Source organism: uncultured Gimesia sp. (assembly GCF_937919775.1).
Classification (GTDB): domain Bacteria; phylum Planctomycetota; class Planctomycetia; order Planctomycetales; family Planctomycetaceae; genus Gimesia.
Genome location: NZ_CALFPF010000311.1, coordinates 1 through 15,417, shown reverse-complemented (window position 1 = coordinate 15,417; position 15,417 = coordinate 1). Strand labels below are relative to the sequence as shown.

11 protein-coding genes and 1 pseudogene are annotated in these 15,417 nt (G+C 53.1%); 7 read left to right on the top strand and 5 right to left on the bottom strand.

The window, feature by feature from the left end; translation table 11 throughout:
• Positions 1–134: 134 nt before the first annotated feature.
• From Q0294_RS08580 to Q0294_RS08570, 3 genes are all read left to right on the top strand, one after another.
• Complete coding sequence (locus Q0294_RS08580; RefSeq protein ID WP_299463374.1) at positions 135–797, top strand: class I SAM-dependent methyltransferase; 663 nt, start codon at positions 135–137, stop codon at positions 795–797.
• Positions 798–848: 51 nt separating this feature from the next.
• Positions 849–2,291 (top strand): amino acid permease, encoded by a 1,443-nt coding sequence (locus Q0294_RS08575; RefSeq protein ID WP_299463371.1) that lies wholly within the window; start codon positions 849–851, stop codon positions 2,289–2,291.
• A 326-nt stretch (positions 2,292–2,617) separates the two neighbouring features.
• The gene (locus Q0294_RS08570) at positions 2,618–3,976 is read left to right on the top strand and encodes a hypothetical protein (RefSeq protein WP_299463368.1); all 1,359 of its coding nucleotides are present in this window, start codon (positions 2,618–2,620) and stop codon (positions 3,974–3,976) included.
• 403 nt (positions 3,977–4,379) lie between these two features.
• On the opposite strand, the gene Q0294_RS08565 is transcribed toward Q0294_RS08570, so the two are convergent.
• The 4 genes from Q0294_RS08565 to Q0294_RS08550 all read right to left on the bottom strand — a co-directional run bounded on the left by Q0294_RS08565 (position 4,380) and on the right by Q0294_RS08550 (position 9,765).
• Positions 4,380–4,973: a phytanoyl-CoA dioxygenase family protein gene (locus tag Q0294_RS08565; RefSeq protein ID WP_299463377.1), complete on the bottom strand. Its 594-nt coding sequence runs from the start codon at positions 4,971–4,973 to the stop codon at positions 4,380–4,382.
• The gene (locus Q0294_RS08560; RefSeq protein ID WP_299463365.1) at positions 4,966–5,250 is read right to left on the bottom strand and encodes a hypothetical protein; all 285 of its coding nucleotides are present in this window, start codon (positions 5,248–5,250) and stop codon (positions 4,966–4,968) included. Before Q0294_RS08560 ends, Q0294_RS08565 begins: the two co-directional genes overlap by 8 nt.
• 218 nt (positions 5,251–5,468) lie before the next feature.
• Positions 5,469–7,205 carry a hypothetical protein gene (locus Q0294_RS08555; RefSeq protein ID WP_299463362.1) on the bottom strand — a complete coding sequence of 579 codons (1,737 nt, stop codon included), beginning with the start codon at positions 7,203–7,205 and terminating at the stop codon, positions 5,469–5,471.
• Positions 7,206–8,793: 1,588 nt separating this feature from the next.
• On the bottom strand, positions 8,794–9,765 hold the full coding sequence (locus Q0294_RS08550; RefSeq protein ID WP_299463359.1) for an amidohydrolase family protein: 972 nt from the start codon (positions 9,763–9,765) through the stop codon (positions 8,794–8,796).
• A 252-nt stretch (positions 9,766–10,017) separates the two neighbouring features.
• Here Q0294_RS08550 and Q0294_RS08545 point away from each other — a divergent pair, with 252 nt between their 5' ends.
• The 4 genes from Q0294_RS08545 (at position 10,018) to Q0294_RS08530 (ending at position 14,736) form a co-directional block, all read left to right on the top strand.
• On the top strand, positions 10,018–11,733 hold the full coding sequence (locus Q0294_RS08545) for a hypothetical protein (RefSeq protein WP_299463356.1): 1,716 nt from the start codon (positions 10,018–10,020) through the stop codon (positions 11,731–11,733).
• Positions 11,734–11,883: 150 nt separating this feature from the next.
• Positions 11,884–13,155: a PmoA family protein gene (locus tag Q0294_RS08540; protein WP_299463353.1), complete on the top strand. Its 1,272-nt coding sequence runs from the start codon at positions 11,884–11,886 to the stop codon at positions 13,153–13,155.
• 19 nt (positions 13,156–13,174) lie between these two features.
• Positions 13,175–13,957: an amidohydrolase family protein gene (locus tag Q0294_RS08535; RefSeq protein WP_299463350.1), complete on the top strand. Its 783-nt coding sequence runs from the start codon at positions 13,175–13,177 to the stop codon at positions 13,955–13,957.
• The gene (locus Q0294_RS08530; protein ID WP_299463347.1) at positions 13,954–14,736 is read left to right on the top strand and encodes an amidohydrolase family protein; all 783 of its coding nucleotides are present in this window, start codon (positions 13,954–13,956) and stop codon (positions 14,734–14,736) included. Before Q0294_RS08535 ends, Q0294_RS08530 begins: the two co-directional genes overlap by 4 nt.
• Positions 14,737–14,742: 6 nt before the next feature.
• Here Q0294_RS08530 and Q0294_RS08525 read toward each other — a convergent pair.
• Positions 14,743–15,417, bottom strand: a pseudogene (locus tag Q0294_RS08525) (translocase); the annotation flags it as partial.

The following is a 15,417-nucleotide window of genomic DNA, read 5'->3' as shown; positions in this document are numbered from 1 at the left end:
CCTGAATCCCGGAATTGGCTTTCGCAAATTGATGAAGTTCAAATTGTTTTGATCGTTCTAGCTTCTCTCTGAGATTTGATCGTTTTATAATCCGAGGGATTACACTCTCACCTTAGCTTCCGGAGAACGCATCCATGAGTACTTCCGATGAAAAACTCACTAAATCCTTTTATGATCGCATCAGTCATTCCTACGACTTACTGGCTGACTCCAACGAACATGTCGCCCGCGAAAAAGGGCTGAAAGCACTGGCGATTTCCGCAGGGGAAACCGTACTGGAAATCGGCTATGGTACCGGCCATTCGCTGGTTTCCCTGGCCGAAGCAGTGGGTGAAACAGGCTCCGTTTACGGCGTTGACATCTCTGACGGCATGAAAAAAGTATCCGAAAAACGGGTCACCGAAGCGGGTATTGCTGATCGCGTGAACCTCTCTGTGGCAATTACGCCTCCGCTGCCGTTCGACGACCAGGCATTCGATGTTGTCTCCATGAGTTTTACCCTGGAACTCTTTCCGCTGGAAACCATCCCCACAGTGCTTCAGGAAATCAGACGGGTATTAAAACCAGGCGGTCGGCTGGGCGTCGTCTCAATGGCGTTACCCAAAGAGGGGGACAAAGACAGCTTTCTGGAAAAGACGTACAAATGGATGCACCAGCACTTCCCGCATATTGTCGACTGCCAGCCGATTGATGCGGCCGGTTTCCTGAAAGACGCCGGCTTTACCATCACGGCAGAAAACAGTATGGATATCTGGACCATGCCTGTCGCTGTCCTCGTGGGAACATCGCCCGCCTGATCCTCTTGCTTGACCGTCTTCAGAACCGGCTTATTGGGAATCGACTGATATATGCCCGCAGATCAACAGCAACCCGCGCCGGTACTGGAACAGACAGAACGCTACCAGAAAGAACTGACTCTCTGGGATACCATCAACATCATCATCGGAATCGTGATTGGCGTCTCGATCTTCAAAGTTCCCAGTATGGTGTTCAACTTTGCCGGTTCCATCGAAGCCGGTCTGGCGATCTGGTGCCTGGGCGGTTTGTTAATGCTGGCCGGTGCGCTGTGTTATGCAGAACTGGCGGCGGCGATTCCCGAAACGGGAGGCGACTATGTCTTCCTCTCCCGGACGTATGGAAACGGCACCGGGTTTCTGTTCGGCTGGGCCCAGTTTGTGGCGATCAATCCGGGTAATATCGGCATCATGTCTTACGTGTTCGCCCAGTATGCGGTTTCGTTTCTGGGAGTCTCAGAAGAGTGGTCCGTGCATCTGGCCGCTTTCTCCGTCTGTGTCTTGATCTGTTTGAACCTGCTGGGACTGATGGTCGGCAAACGGGCGCAAAATATTCTCACGTTTGCGAAAGTCGTCGGCTTAGCGGCAATTGCACTCTGCGGCCTGTATCTCGGCCTGCAACCCACTGATCCCGCGACGCCCGTCATTTCCAATGATACCGGTTCGACTGCGAATTTTGGTCTGGCGATGGTGTTCGTGCTGTACGCTTATGGCGGATGGAACGATGCCGCGTTTGTCGCAGCCGAAGTGAAACAACCGGGCAAAAATATTCCCAAGGCACTGATGATCGGCGCGGTCGGAATTCTGGCGATTTATCTGATCATTAACGCGGCTTACCTGTGGGGACTGGGTTATGAAGGACTCCTGAAATCACAGGCTCCGGCAGCCGACCTGCTGGAGAATGTCTGGGGAAAAACCGGGAAATCAGCCATCAGCCTCGTGATTATGATCTCTTCCCTGGGTGCCATCAACGGTCTGATTTTGACAGGCTCACGCGTCAATGTGCGTCTGGGAATGGACCACCGCTTCTTCGCGATGCTGGCACGCTGGAATTATCGCGTCAACGCCCCCATTTACTCGCTGCTGATTCAGGGACTGATCTCCGTTTGTATGATTGTTCTCATCGGAACCGATGCCGGTCAACGCATTCTGGAGTTACCCTTCACGCTGATTCAATGGGACATCATCAACTGGAATCAATACGGAGGCGGCTTTGACACTCTACTCGCAGCGTCGGCTCCTCTCTTCTGGATCTTCTTCTTATTGACGGGCCTGAGTCTGATCATCCTGCGGTTCAAGCAGCCTCAACTGGAGCGTCCCTTTCGCGTTCCCTTTTATCCGGTGACCCCCATCCTGTTCTGTCTGACCTCGGTCTACATGCTGTATTCCAGCCTCGATTATGCACGCGGCCTGACACTCTTAGGTCTCATCCCCGTCCTGATCGGCGTCCCGCTCTACTGGATGAATCGCAACAAACCGGCAGACGTTTCCCATTAGCCGCAGGGCGTCAGGTCGTGTTTATTTATTGGTTTTGTATGTGATTCCCAGAACCGCAACCTGACCCAGCTCGGTTTTAACCGCGGCTAACGCCGTGCGGCTAATCTTATTTTCAGGTACTTCGACAGCCGAAAGACCTATTAGCCGAAGGGCGTTAGCCCCGGTTCCTTCCCGTCCCTTTTTTGACTGCAAATGTTGTTGTTTTTCTTTTCCCGGAACTCATTCGAATCAAGCAACACGAACTGGCATGCAAACGCAGCATTGCGTAACATGAATGTCCATCGAAACTGAAACCCACCCCGGCCTTTTATTACTGGATCCCAACCATGAAATCACGCGCCGCTTTGATTTACCTCGCCGCCCTGTTCCTCATGCAGACGGTGGTCTGCCCGGTTACTGCAGAAGAAACGATCGCACCGCTGGAGCTGCCGAAAGTCGAGGCTTCGTTTCAGCCCCCCTATTATAGTACGACCTACGAACAGCCGACCGATCCGAAAGAGGGACAACTGCAGATTGGCGTGACGTACACGCTCTGGATTCCCGAAGGGCTCAAACAGGTCCGTGGGATTATCGTCCATCAGCACGGCTGTGGTTCGGGCTCCTGCACGGGCAGTGTGACTGCCGCCCACGATCTGCACTGGCAGGAACTGGCAAGAAAAAATAACTGTGCCCTGCTCGGCCCCAGCTTTCATCAGGCAGAGAAACAGAACTGCCGCCTCTGGTGTGATCCGCGGAACGGTTCGAACAAAGTGTTTATTGAGTCGCTGAAGAAACTGGCGAAACTGTCAGGTCACCCCGAAGTCGCCACCGCGCCCTGGTGTCTGTGGGGTCATTCTGGCGGCGGGTTCTGGTCGAGCCTGATGCAGATGGAATACCCCGAGCGGATTGTCGCGATCTGGTTTCAGTCGGGCACCGCCTATGGTTACTGGACCAATGACGAAATTACCGCGCCCACCATTCCGGAAGCAGCGATGAAAATTCCCATGATGGCCAATCCCGGCCTGAAAGAAAAAGACAACAAACGTTTCAGCCGCGCCTGGACGGGCAGCCTGGCGATGTTTGAAGACTACCGCGCCAAAGGCGCGCCGATCGGCTTTGCCCCCGATCCCAAAACGGGCCACGAAACCGGCGACTCGCGTTATCTGGCGATCCCCTTCTTCAATGCCTGCCTGGAAATGCGACTGCCCGATCAGGTCGGCGAAGCTTTGAAGGACGTCAATCTGAGCGACGGCTGGCTGGCACCGGTGAACAGCGAAGAGACGCCGGTCCCTTTTGCCGATTATCAGGGAGATAAATCGAAGGCGGTCTGGCTGCCAAACAAAACGGTCGCGATGGCCTGGCTGGACTTCGTCAAAACGGGCGCTGTCAACGATACCACAGCACCCCCTGCACCGACCGACGTCAAAGTCGATTCATCCACCGGCACGATCACCTGGACCGCTCCCACCGACTTCGAAAGCGGCATTCAATCATTCGTGATCGAACGCGACGGCAAACAGATCGGCCAACTCCCCGAGAAACCAACCAACCGCTTCGGCCGCCCCCTGTTCCAGAACATGAGCTACGGCGACACGCCGGTGTTGCCTCTGCTGAAATTCGAATTCGTGGATAAGACCGCGGAAAACGGGAAGACGTACAAGTACCAAGTGAAAGCGGTGAACACCGCCGGTTTACAATCAAAGTAGTCTCGAACCGGCAGATAAGAGACCTAACTCGTCTTTTATCTGCCGTTTTTTTTCTACCACGAAAGACACGAAAACACACGAAAAGAATTGTCAGCAAACGCACCCTTTCCAGAAACTGCAATCAAATCATAAAACGTAGGGGTCGATCTATGTGTCGACCCGCCTGGTGACGAGCTGTTCATTTTGTTCGTGCAACGGGACCAGAGCAAACACCGCACATGAAAAAAATAATCAACGTCGATACCACGGGTAGCCACATAGGGCTACCCCTACATTTCTTTCGTGTCTTTCGTGGCAGCAGTAAACTATAAGATGACTCATATTCGCCAGTCTCTCTACAGTTATTAAGAACGACGGGTAACGAATCTGCCGAAAAGAAATTGCCGTCTTTTGACGGTCCGCTTCACGGTTGGTCATAACGCTGCGGGCTGATACCCGGTGCATGGCGGGACATCTCGTCGGGACGATTCGGCAGATCATAATTGATCTTTCGCGTATTCAAGCTACGGAAATACGGGCGGACATGCGCTGGCAATGTGTTGACGCGATCGAGATCGTAATCGGGAACATCACCGATGGGGCCGGCCCACGCCGGACGATACGCAATGGCTAACAGATGACGGTCGCTATCACTAAAATTGGGATAGTTGGCGTGGAACACTTTCTGATTGATGATCACCGCCGAGCCAGCCCGACACGTTACCATCTCTTCATCGTCATGAGAGAGGTAGCGTTGATACGGATTGGCGTCCGCATGCAGTGAAAGATGTGAACCGGGAATGACTTTGAACGGGCTGTGTTCGGGCGTCAAATCATCGAGGTAATACAACACACGCACAAGACACGGCGAACTCGCTCCCAGACCGAAAATTTTCGAACCGTACGGTTGTGCGTCGGTATGAATGGCGATTCCCGGATGCCCCGGCTGTGAGACAGCATAAGCACAGGAAGTGCAGATCAACTCGTCGCCAAACAGCGTTTCCAGGAACTCAATCATGGCTGGCAAGGCAATCAATTGCCGTCGGCGAATCGGTCCATTGGACGCCGCTGAACCCTCGCTGATGCTCGCTGTAATCTGTGCCAGTCGCTGGCAGCCGCATTAACTCCGCACGAATTAATTCTATTTGTTCGGCTGACAACAGATCCGGAATCACCACATATCCGTCCAGTTCAATTGAACGGATACGTTGCCCCGTGCTCAATGCCGACCAATCCGTCTCCACGCGTTTCGCAGTAGAAATGTCTTCGCGTGAATTGGTAAAAGACACATTCATGTTGCTCACCTCTATGTTCTATTTAATTCATGTCTCTCATTGCCAGCAAACGCACATCTTCCAGAAACTGCAATCAATTCATAAAACGTAGGGGTCGACCCATGTGTCCGAACGTGTGTTACCTGTGTGTACGGTCTTTACACTTGCCAACAGTGATTAAGTATTCAAAACAGTTCCCGCAAGCGCCCCTGATTTTCCCGACACATCACTGATTCGAATCAACGCTCTCCCCCTTGTGGCGGGAGATAGGTTGGTACGTTTAAGTGGAGCATGGAGTCTTTTGGCTGGTACAGCGGGCTTTCAAAGGGCATGCGGGATATTTCGCGGCTCCCTCTTCCGCCAAAGTTGAATTCGATATAATACGGTCTCCTGGTTCCTGCCCAGTAGGTTTCCCATTCGGTGTCGACTTTGCCATCTTCGGTAATCCGCACGGGGGTTTTCAAGCCGTGATAGCCGTAGCCGCCATCAATGTCGACAGGATCGACGCCGTTGGCAATCAGCTGATCGATCAGCTTGAAGCGTGCATCCGACCAGCGCCAATAATCGATGGTCCCCGCCACAGAAACCGCTGCCAGCATCAGCGTAAATACGACATAAAAAACAAGCATTAGACGTTTCCTGCGAATTTTCCCGTGATACATGAAACCGGCAAGGGCAACGCAAATCAGTAAATAGCGATCAAACAGAAAGAATTTACTCAGCACGCTGATGGTCACTACAGCGGACAACAGCAGCAAAAACGCCGTCAGGGGAACCGGGATCAAAGCAGGGAAACCGCGGACGCCATTCCGGAACGCCTCGCGCAAGGCAGCGATAATCCGAGACAGCATCAACGTTCCCGAGATGAGTGAGACAATGTGGATCAGCACGATGGCCCCTTCGATGTCGGGCGCGCCGGGCCGCCCCAGATGTAATATCGCCGTATCATGTAACCCTTCACCGATCAGCCCGACATGATAAAAGTGCGCCCAGGTGATACGATCCAGGGCGGCAAAGCCGAATTCCGCCGGGTTCGAAAAGATCAGTTTCATCTCGGACAAAAGAAACGCCAGCGCGCAGCCGACGAGAATGCGGGGCTGCCAGCGACGGGCCGACATCAGTTCAAAAGGCAGCCAGAACAGACTGATCAGCGCCAGCCCCTGTAACCACGCGGAACAAAAGTTCGCCGCACTCTCCAGCGGCGCATCCCAGAGTGTCTGGAAGATTAACACAATCCGCGGCCCCAGTCCGCTGGTGTTGCCGCCCCCCTGATCGAGCCAGCGCCACACGAAAGCGAGAAACAGAAAAGGAACCAGGCCTCCGACTAAAGTCGCCCAGATTCGCTTCGGTTGCCAGACAATGGGCCGTGCCAGAAATACAAGCAGTAATGCCAGACCGTACTGGCGCTGCAGCGTGACGAGCCCGATGGCGATTCCCGCCAGAATCGGCACCAGTGGATTCGAGGTGCGCCCGGTTAGTTCAATGATGGCGACTGCCGCGAGGATCAACAGCAGGAACATCATGTCGGTCATGAAGCTCCATGTGAGAGGCACTACCAGCGGATTCACCGCCAGCAAAGCCGCCTTCCCCGCAGCGCGGCGCCAGGGGCAGTCACCAAATAGACGCAGGCTGACGTAGAACACGTAAACGCAGGTTATGCCGATGCCCCAGCCCACCCAGCGCAAGAGTTCGCCACTGTCATTCCCGGAGATCAGGCACGCCCCATTTGCCAGAATGATCTGCGGCAGTCCCCAGGCCATCGCAGACGGGTGCAGACGCAACGTGCCCTGCTCAAACCATTGCTGACACGCCCAGCTGTAAGCCCAGTCATCGTTGCAAACGACTTCCGTCCCCCAGGGAATGCTGAAACCGATCGCAGCGTGAACGACGATCATAAGCAGCGTTAATCCGAGCAACGGTTTCAGATCTCCGCCGCCCGTGCCTTGCAACTTTTTCTCCGCGATTGTGCTGTTCACAATTTCTCTCTCACAATAAACAGTGTGTCGTGATCTCTGTGTTTATCGGGATTAGAAACCCTGGATGATAAACAGTGAGAGAATAACCATCGACTACACCATTCGCGTCGATGAAAAAGAGACTCCAGAAGCGAAACGAGTTAGTCTGACGATAACGGCGCATCCTGTTTGAAGCAAACGAAATCAGGACGACCTTTTTAAACCGGTACAAAAAAAAGGAGGCTGTTGAAATTTCCGTTCGTGGAGAAGACTGCGAAAAACGGGGGCCTGCTGGTGTGAGTCGAGAAGTAGGGGCCGCCCTGTGTGGCGGCCCGCTGTCTCGACTTTGTTTGTGTGATGCCGTTCGGCGCTGGTTCTGGTTCCATTCAGAGCGTGGATTTAGATCGCGCGTCACCAGGCGGGATGACACATAGGTCATCCCCTACGAATGACGTCGGGGTATCCAAACAGGTTGTTTGCGCAATCGTGTGGGAGTCAACGTCGAATTTTATTCCAACGCTGGTGTGAGTCGAGAAGGAGGGGCCGCCCTGTGTGGCGGCCCGCTGTCTCGACTTTGTTTGTGTGATGCCGTTCGGCGCTGGTTCTGGTTCCATTCAGAGCGTGGATTTAGATCGCGCGTCACCAGGCGGGATGACACATGGGTCATCCCCTACGAATGACGTGGGGCATCCAAACAAGTTGTTTGAGCAATCGTGTGGCAGTCAATGTCGAATTTTATTCCAACGCTGGTGAGAGTTGAAAAGGAGGTCATAGAAAACGCCAACGATTTCACAACAACAGCACGAACAAACATTCGTAGGGGTCGGTCCATGTGCCGACCCGCCTGGCGGGGTTCAACTTTGTAACACGATTACAAAGGAACCGGAAAAACGTTGGGCCGGTCATTTTACAAACAACGCCGACACCGAGGGTAGCCACATAGGGCTACCCCTACTTTTCTTTCGTGCTTTTCGTGTCTTTCGTGGTAGCAAATAAAACGACGTGTCCGGCGTTTCGGTGCGGGATGTTTATCTGGGACCGTCCGGGGGATATCGGGTAGGATTCTCGAAGGACGCGCGGACATGTGGGTATCGCCCCTGTTTTGCAGGGCATGCAGCGCCTTTGTTTCTTTTGACACGATTGACGTCCATTTCGTTTCGCATCGGTTTGGATTGTTGTGCTGTTAAATGGATTTTCGCGAGTGGCGTGAGGGAGTCAAGATAAAATGGAATTTGATGTGTGGCGAAATGGTGGTGGGATGTGGTCGCGTGAAGGCAAGGCTTGGCTCGTGTGTGCTGGCTGTGTGGAGATGTGTGTCGATACGCATGATTTTATGAGACTCTGTTTTTCAAAGCGGCCTAAAACCAGCGGGTTTTATGGTGCTCCTATTGCAGGTGTTCGCGCTCTTCACCTGAAACGATGGTGCTCTCTCGCGCGCGACACACAACGGAGCAGTTTCCGAAAATGTGCCATCGCGTTAAGAGCGAGTTTATTCAGTGTGGGAGTGTTGATGCACTGGTGGCGGATGTTGAGCGGGTGTAGAACGTTTACCCGTAAGTTGAATGCTGGTTCAAAACCGGTGGCTAGCGCCATTCCGCTCATATTTCTTTTATTCGCCGGGATATTTTTCCCAGCGGTAGGCGAGTTTCGAATTTTTCCAGAAGACTTTATCCAGCGCCGGCTGGCCTTTGTCCTGCAGGTAGTCGACGAGGATTTTCTGCAGCGTGACATAATCGGCGGCGCGTTCGGAGACGGGCCAGTTGCTGCCGAAGATCATGCGGTCGACGCCGATCTGATTCCAGATCACGTCCAGCGTCGGACGGTAATAGGCAACGTCGGACGGGACATTGTCGGGGCGATGGCGGGAGGCACCTTCGACCAGCGCGGAGATCTTGATGTAGACCTGCTTCTGATCGGCGAGGGCTTCCATGTAGGTCTTCCACTGCGGGTCGATCTCGTCCCCTTTGATGACGACGTTGCCGATGTGGTCGACGACGATACGCAAATCGGGCACCTGTTCCGCGAGACGGCGGGCACCGTCCAGTGTGACCGGGCCGCCATTCAGGTCAACCTGCAGTCCCATGTCGGCCATCAACTTCAAGTCATCGATAAACTGCTTCTGCGTCAGGCCGGTCTGCAGCAGGTCGTAATTGATGCGAATCCCTTTGTAGATCGGATTTTTGGCGAAGCGTTTGAGATGCGTGCGGAACATGTCCTCGCCGGGGGTCAGGCGTCCGACAAAACCGATGATCACGGGATTGTCTTTGACGAGATCCAGAATCCACTGGTTGTCTTCGACCAGTTTGCTGGCTTCGACGATGACCGTCGCATTCACAGGCTGGTACTTTTTCAATTCGACAAAATCTTTTGGCAAAACCGTGCGGTAGAGGGAAGAACCTTTGGTCGGCCAGGGAACGCCTTCGGGGCGGCTGGGATCGTAGAAATGGGTATGCGTGTCGACCACTTTCGCCGGCAGCAGGACGGGGGCCTCTTTCTCGGCACTGAAACTGATTCCAGTCTGAGCGGCAACCAGCCCTGCCGATGCGGTCTTGATAAATGTACGACGATCAATGTAATGCATATTGCTGTTCCTCTGAGCTGACGGCCTTCACTATGACAATGTTGACTTCTAATAAGATACCAAATTCTTCACAGTCTGCTATATCTATCTATCTTTACAATAATCTACCCCATTGGCGAAGGAATTTGAATCGCACTTCCCTTTAACGGCTGTATTTGCTAACTTTCACGCACTACGTATCTTTACTCCCGCGTGCTCCTAAAATCGTTGCCAGGATCGGCTTCCAGAAAATTCAACGGACTTGATATTGCGATGCCCGAGTCAGATAACCACAACTCGAGTTTGAATCGACGTGAACCGGAGTCTTCCGCATATGAGACGGAAGCAGCCTGGCGGAGCGAGCTTGAGGATTCCGGAACGGAACCCCCGCTTGAATCGGACTGGGAGTCGCCGAACCTCGACGACGAGATCGAAGATTTTGATCTGTCATTCAAATTTGAAGATTATGCCCCGGTCTGGGTGCAGAAGATCAAAGCGCTGTTCGGCACAGATCCCGAATGGTCACTTGCCTCTGCGGTCGGCGCCCTTGCCATTATCCTCACGGCACTCCTCCTGCTGGGAGTACCGGACGGAAACAAGGAACCTCTCACGGCAGAAATCGTCGCATCGGAACCAGAGATCATATCCTTTCCACTTGACTCGACGCCCATCGATTCCCGCATCGAGATCGAAGCCTCCGCGCCGTATCCACTGGTGGAATTTGGAACCGAGCCGCTGCAGGTCTCGTTTGGTGATCGTGCCGATTTTTTCTCTGGAATCGCGACTCGTGAAGAACAGCCGACGCGACCGGAATTACCCCTCAGTTTTCCGGAATTCAATCCGCCGCCGGAATCGGCTTCTGCCTCTTCGCTGGTGCTGAGCGTGCAAAAAATCAGAATCATCGAAAGAGAGATGTTCGATCCGGACATCGATCAGCAGTTTTTCGTAGAAGCAAATCGGACTCTGCCTGAAATGCAAAGTCAGCTTGAACCGGCTGACCGGTTTCTGTTTGATCAGAGCTGGAAACTGATTGATCTGGCCCGCTCCGATTCTCAAACACAACAACTCATTCGCCCCACGCTGTATCACGAGCGTTTTCCCGGCGGAGAACATGTGCAGGTCGGTCAGGAGCAGCCCGCCGACCGCAGCCAGCTTGACCGGCTCACACAGGCATCCGCGCCCCCGCAGGAAGAGCGATTGAATCTCGAAATTCGGAAGCAGGTTCCCACGACAGGAGCCGCACAAAATCTGCTGACCTATTCCATCCTGGTAAAAAACCGGGGCACGTTACCTGCCTATAATGTGCACGTGGATGAAACACTTTCGCCGCTCGCCAGTCTGGTTGATTTTTCGCCCCCCGCGGAAGTCAAACAGAATCATCTGCACTGGAAAATCGCACGGCTCGATCCCGATGAAGAACGCGAGCTTCAGGTCAAAGTATTTCTGGAACAGGAAGGAAGCGTGAAAACGAATTCGAATATCACGCTGGCTTCCAACGTCGCCGCTTCCACGGAGATTTCCGCAGCCCGCCTTGATCTGCAAATCAAAGGCCCGGAAATGGTGACCGCCGGTGAAATCTATGCGCTTGATTTTGTGGTCACAAATCAGGGACCAATCAGTCAGAATACAGTCAATCTGAACCTGGACCTGCCCGAGGGGCTCGAACATCAGGCCGGACGTCAATTGAGCTTCAAGGTTGACCAACTGGCAGCCAATGAATCACGCACGTACCATGCCCGCGTCAAAGCGACCAAATCTGGGAACTTCACCTCGCAGGCGGTGCTGATGGCAGACGGTAATGCGCTGGGCGAAGCGGAACTCAAGCAAAATGTCGTCGAAAGAAAAACAGAACCCGCGCCGACTCCTGTACAACAGACCGCACCGCAGTCGACTGCAAAGCCGGCCCCGGCAGTCGCTCCCGCAGCCGCACCGGTTCAAGTCTGTCCTTGTCAGCCCGTCTATGGCCCGATTTTTTATCTGGTCCCCTGATCGCGAACGCAGGCGTCAGCGCTCATTCCCGCCGATCTTGCATAATCGGCGGGCAGAATATTGCAAGTGGTTCCGAAAAGGGGTTAGCATAGAGAGCGTCCGTTTTCCTGATCGTGCGGAAGCAGCTTCGCCCCTTCCAGAGAGACTCCGATGAAATTATTCTCGCGCTATTTTCAAATTCTGATTCCGGTTTTGCTGTTTTTCCTGCTCGGGATGCCGCGAACTCTTCACGCAGTAGATCCCACGCTGGGTCAGGCAACCATCACCGCCGGCAAACAGCCGATCGAAAATGAACCCGTTTTCGCAGACCTGCCTGAAACCGGATTTGCGCATGAAGCGGTATATCTCATCGAGAAATCAGCGTCCGAGACAAAAGCGATTCCCGCTCAAATTGAAATCAGAAAAGACAAAACAAACCGGCTCTGGTGGATTCTGCCCGGCAAGACGGCCGCCGGCGTCACACGGGTGTTTGAAATCAAAGCGGGAACAAACAAAATCGAAAACCCGGTTTCGATCAAAGACACCGGCAAGGTGTATCAGTTTTTCATCGGCACACATCCGGTTTTGAATTACAATTACCAGCATATCCCTGCGCCGGATTCATTAGATCCGCTGTATGGCCGCAGCGCGCATATTCATCCAATCTGGACTCCGCGTGGAAAAATTGTTTCCGATGAATTTCCCCCCGATCATGCCCACCAGAGTGGACAGTTCCTTGCTTATACCAAAGCCAAATTCGAAGGGCGCGAGACGAATTTCTGGGAAATCAAAAGTAAAAAAGGACGCGTGCGTTTTCATAAACTGATTTCACAACAGGAGGGCCCCGTCTTCGCGGAACTGAAAGTGGAACAGGAACACGTCGATCTTACCGGCAGCGAAGAAAAAGCGGCTTTAATGGAAACGTGGACGATTCGCGTCTGGAATCAACCGGAACCACAGCCTGAATTCTGGTTGTACGACATTTCTTCGGAAGCCCGTTGTGCCTCGGACAGCCCGTTGATTCTCCCCCAATATCATTATGGAGGCATGGCCATTCGCGGCGGTCGTGGCTGGACGAAAGAGACCTGCCGCTTTTTGACCTCGAACGGAAAAACACGTGAGAACGGAAATCATGACCGGTCACGCTGGTGTGATATGTCTGGCAGGAAAGAGAACGAGGACGCATTGAGCGGTTTTACCATTCTGAGCCATCCTGCGAATTTTCGTTTTCCCGAACCGGTGCGGATTCATCCCTCGATGCCTTATATGGTGTTTACGCCCAGCGTATTAGGCGACTGGAAAATCGAACCGGGAACTCCCAACATCAGCCGTTATCGTTGTCTGGTCCACGATGGTGCGGCGCTTCAACGCACAGAACAGATCTGGCGAAACTATGCCAGCCCGCCTCAAGCCACATTGCAGCTCATCACGGAATCAAATTAAATCGCTGAAAGAATCAACCATGATTTGGGACTTACATTGCCACCTGTCCGGGGTAGAAGGAAAAACGGTCGACGAACGCATTGCCCAGTTGATGGGTTATGCGGACCGCATGGGCGTGGAGCGACTCATCTTTTTTATGGGCTGGCCATTTTCCGTAGACCCCACGCCTGACGAATTTCGCAAACAGAATGATCAGGTGATGCAGGCCATCAGTCACTGGCACGATCGCGCGTTTGGTTTTGTGTATCTCAATGCGAAATACGTAAACGAAAGTATTCAAGAGTTAGATCGGTGTGTCAAAAACGGCCCGATGATTGGCGTGAAATTATGGGTTGCCACCCGCTGCAACGATCCGGCTATTGATCCAATCATAAAACGGGCTGCAGAATTAAACGCACTGATTTATCAGCACACCTGGTTCAAATCGGGGGGAAATCTGATCGGTGAATCCACTCCCGGTGATCTGGCGCTGATGGCGAAACGACATCCGAAGGTCCCACTGATCGCCGGTCATATCGGCGGCGACTGGGAACTGGGACTGCGTGCGATTCAGGACAGCCCCAACGTGTATGCCGGCATCGGCGGATCGGATCCAACCGCCGGGATCACGGAAATGGCAGTGCGAACGCTCGGTGCCGACCGTGTGCTGTATGGCAGCGATATCGGGGGCCGCAGTTTCTCCTCTCAACTCGCCAAAATTCAAGGCGCCGACATTCCTGAAGTTTCCAAACGTTTAATTCTGGGTGGTAATCTCAAACGACTGTTGACCCCCATTTTGAAAGAGAAGGGGATCAAAATATGATCATCGATTCGAACCTGTATCTCTCGCGCTGGCCTTTCAGACGACTGCCTAATGATGAAACTGCATCACTGGTCAAAAAGCTGAAACAGAATCAGATCGAAAAAGCATTCGCCGGCAGCTTTGACGGTCTGCTGCATAAAGATATTCGTGCCGTGAACCAGCGGCTGGCAGCGGAGTGCAGAACGGCTGGCCCTGATTTACTGATTCCCGTCGGCAGTATTAACCCCCGACTGCCCGGGTGGGAAGACGATGTGATTGCCTGCCATGAAGAGTGGCAGATGCCGGGCCTGCGTCTGCATCCGAATTACCATGGATATCAGCTCAGCGATCCGGACGTTAAGAAACTGTTTGCGATGGCGGCGGAGCGCGGGCTGTTTATTCAGATCGCAATGCGGATGGAAGACGATCGCACGCAGCATCCCCTGATGAGAGTCGACGATGTCAACTTTGCCGCGTTACCCGATCTGATGAAACAGAACCCGCCACTGCAGGTCACCATTCTCAACGGATTGAAATCGCTGAGTGGAGCGAAGCTGACCAGACTGACCGAAAACCCGAACCTGACCATCGAAATCGCCATGCTGGAAGGGGTCGGAGGAATTGAGAAACTGATGAAACAGGTTCCGTATCAACAGATTCTCTTCGGCTCGTATTTTCCCTTTTTCTATCTGGAATCCAGCTTGAACAAACTGAAAGAGTCTGATCTGGGAATGGAAATTGAAAAGCAGATCTCTCGGGAGAATGCGCAAGGGCGGTTCCTGAAGCCAAGCCAGAGGTAAACGGAATTATTCCGTCCATTCCAGATAGGGGTCGAGGCCCATTTTGTGAAACATTTCAATCCGGTGTTTTTCCTGTTTCAACATGTCACGGCGTTGTTTGTGATGCAGTTTTTCGAGAAATTTCTGCGTACCGTTAAAGAAGGAAATCCAGCTCGGAGACAGCTCGCCTTTCTCGTCGGCTTTGGCAGATTCAATAATTTTCTTGAGCTGTTTCAACTCCAGACAACGCAATAATTCATCTTCCAGCGAGAGAAAAAACTGATAGTGTCCGGGATCTCCCTGCCGTGCAGAACGGCCAATCAACTGACGATCAATCCGCGCCGAAGTATGCATCTCAGTCGCAATCACATGCAAGCCTCCATTTTCGCGCACCAGATCTTTCAGCAGGATGTCGGTCCCGCGGCCTGCCATATTGGTGGCAATCGTGACCCGTGCAGGTTCGCCGGCCACTTTCACGATATCCGCTTCCTGCGCGTGATATTTGGCGTTCAGAATCTGGTGCGGAATTGCTTTCATCGCCAATAAATCACCCAATGATTCCGAGGCTTCGACAGAAGGGGTTCCCACCAGAACCGGGCAGCGTTTTTGCCTGATACGTTCAATTTCTTCTACGACAGCCAGGCGTTTGTCCTGCATGGTTTTGAATACTCGAGGCGAACTCCCTTTTCGAATACAGGGACG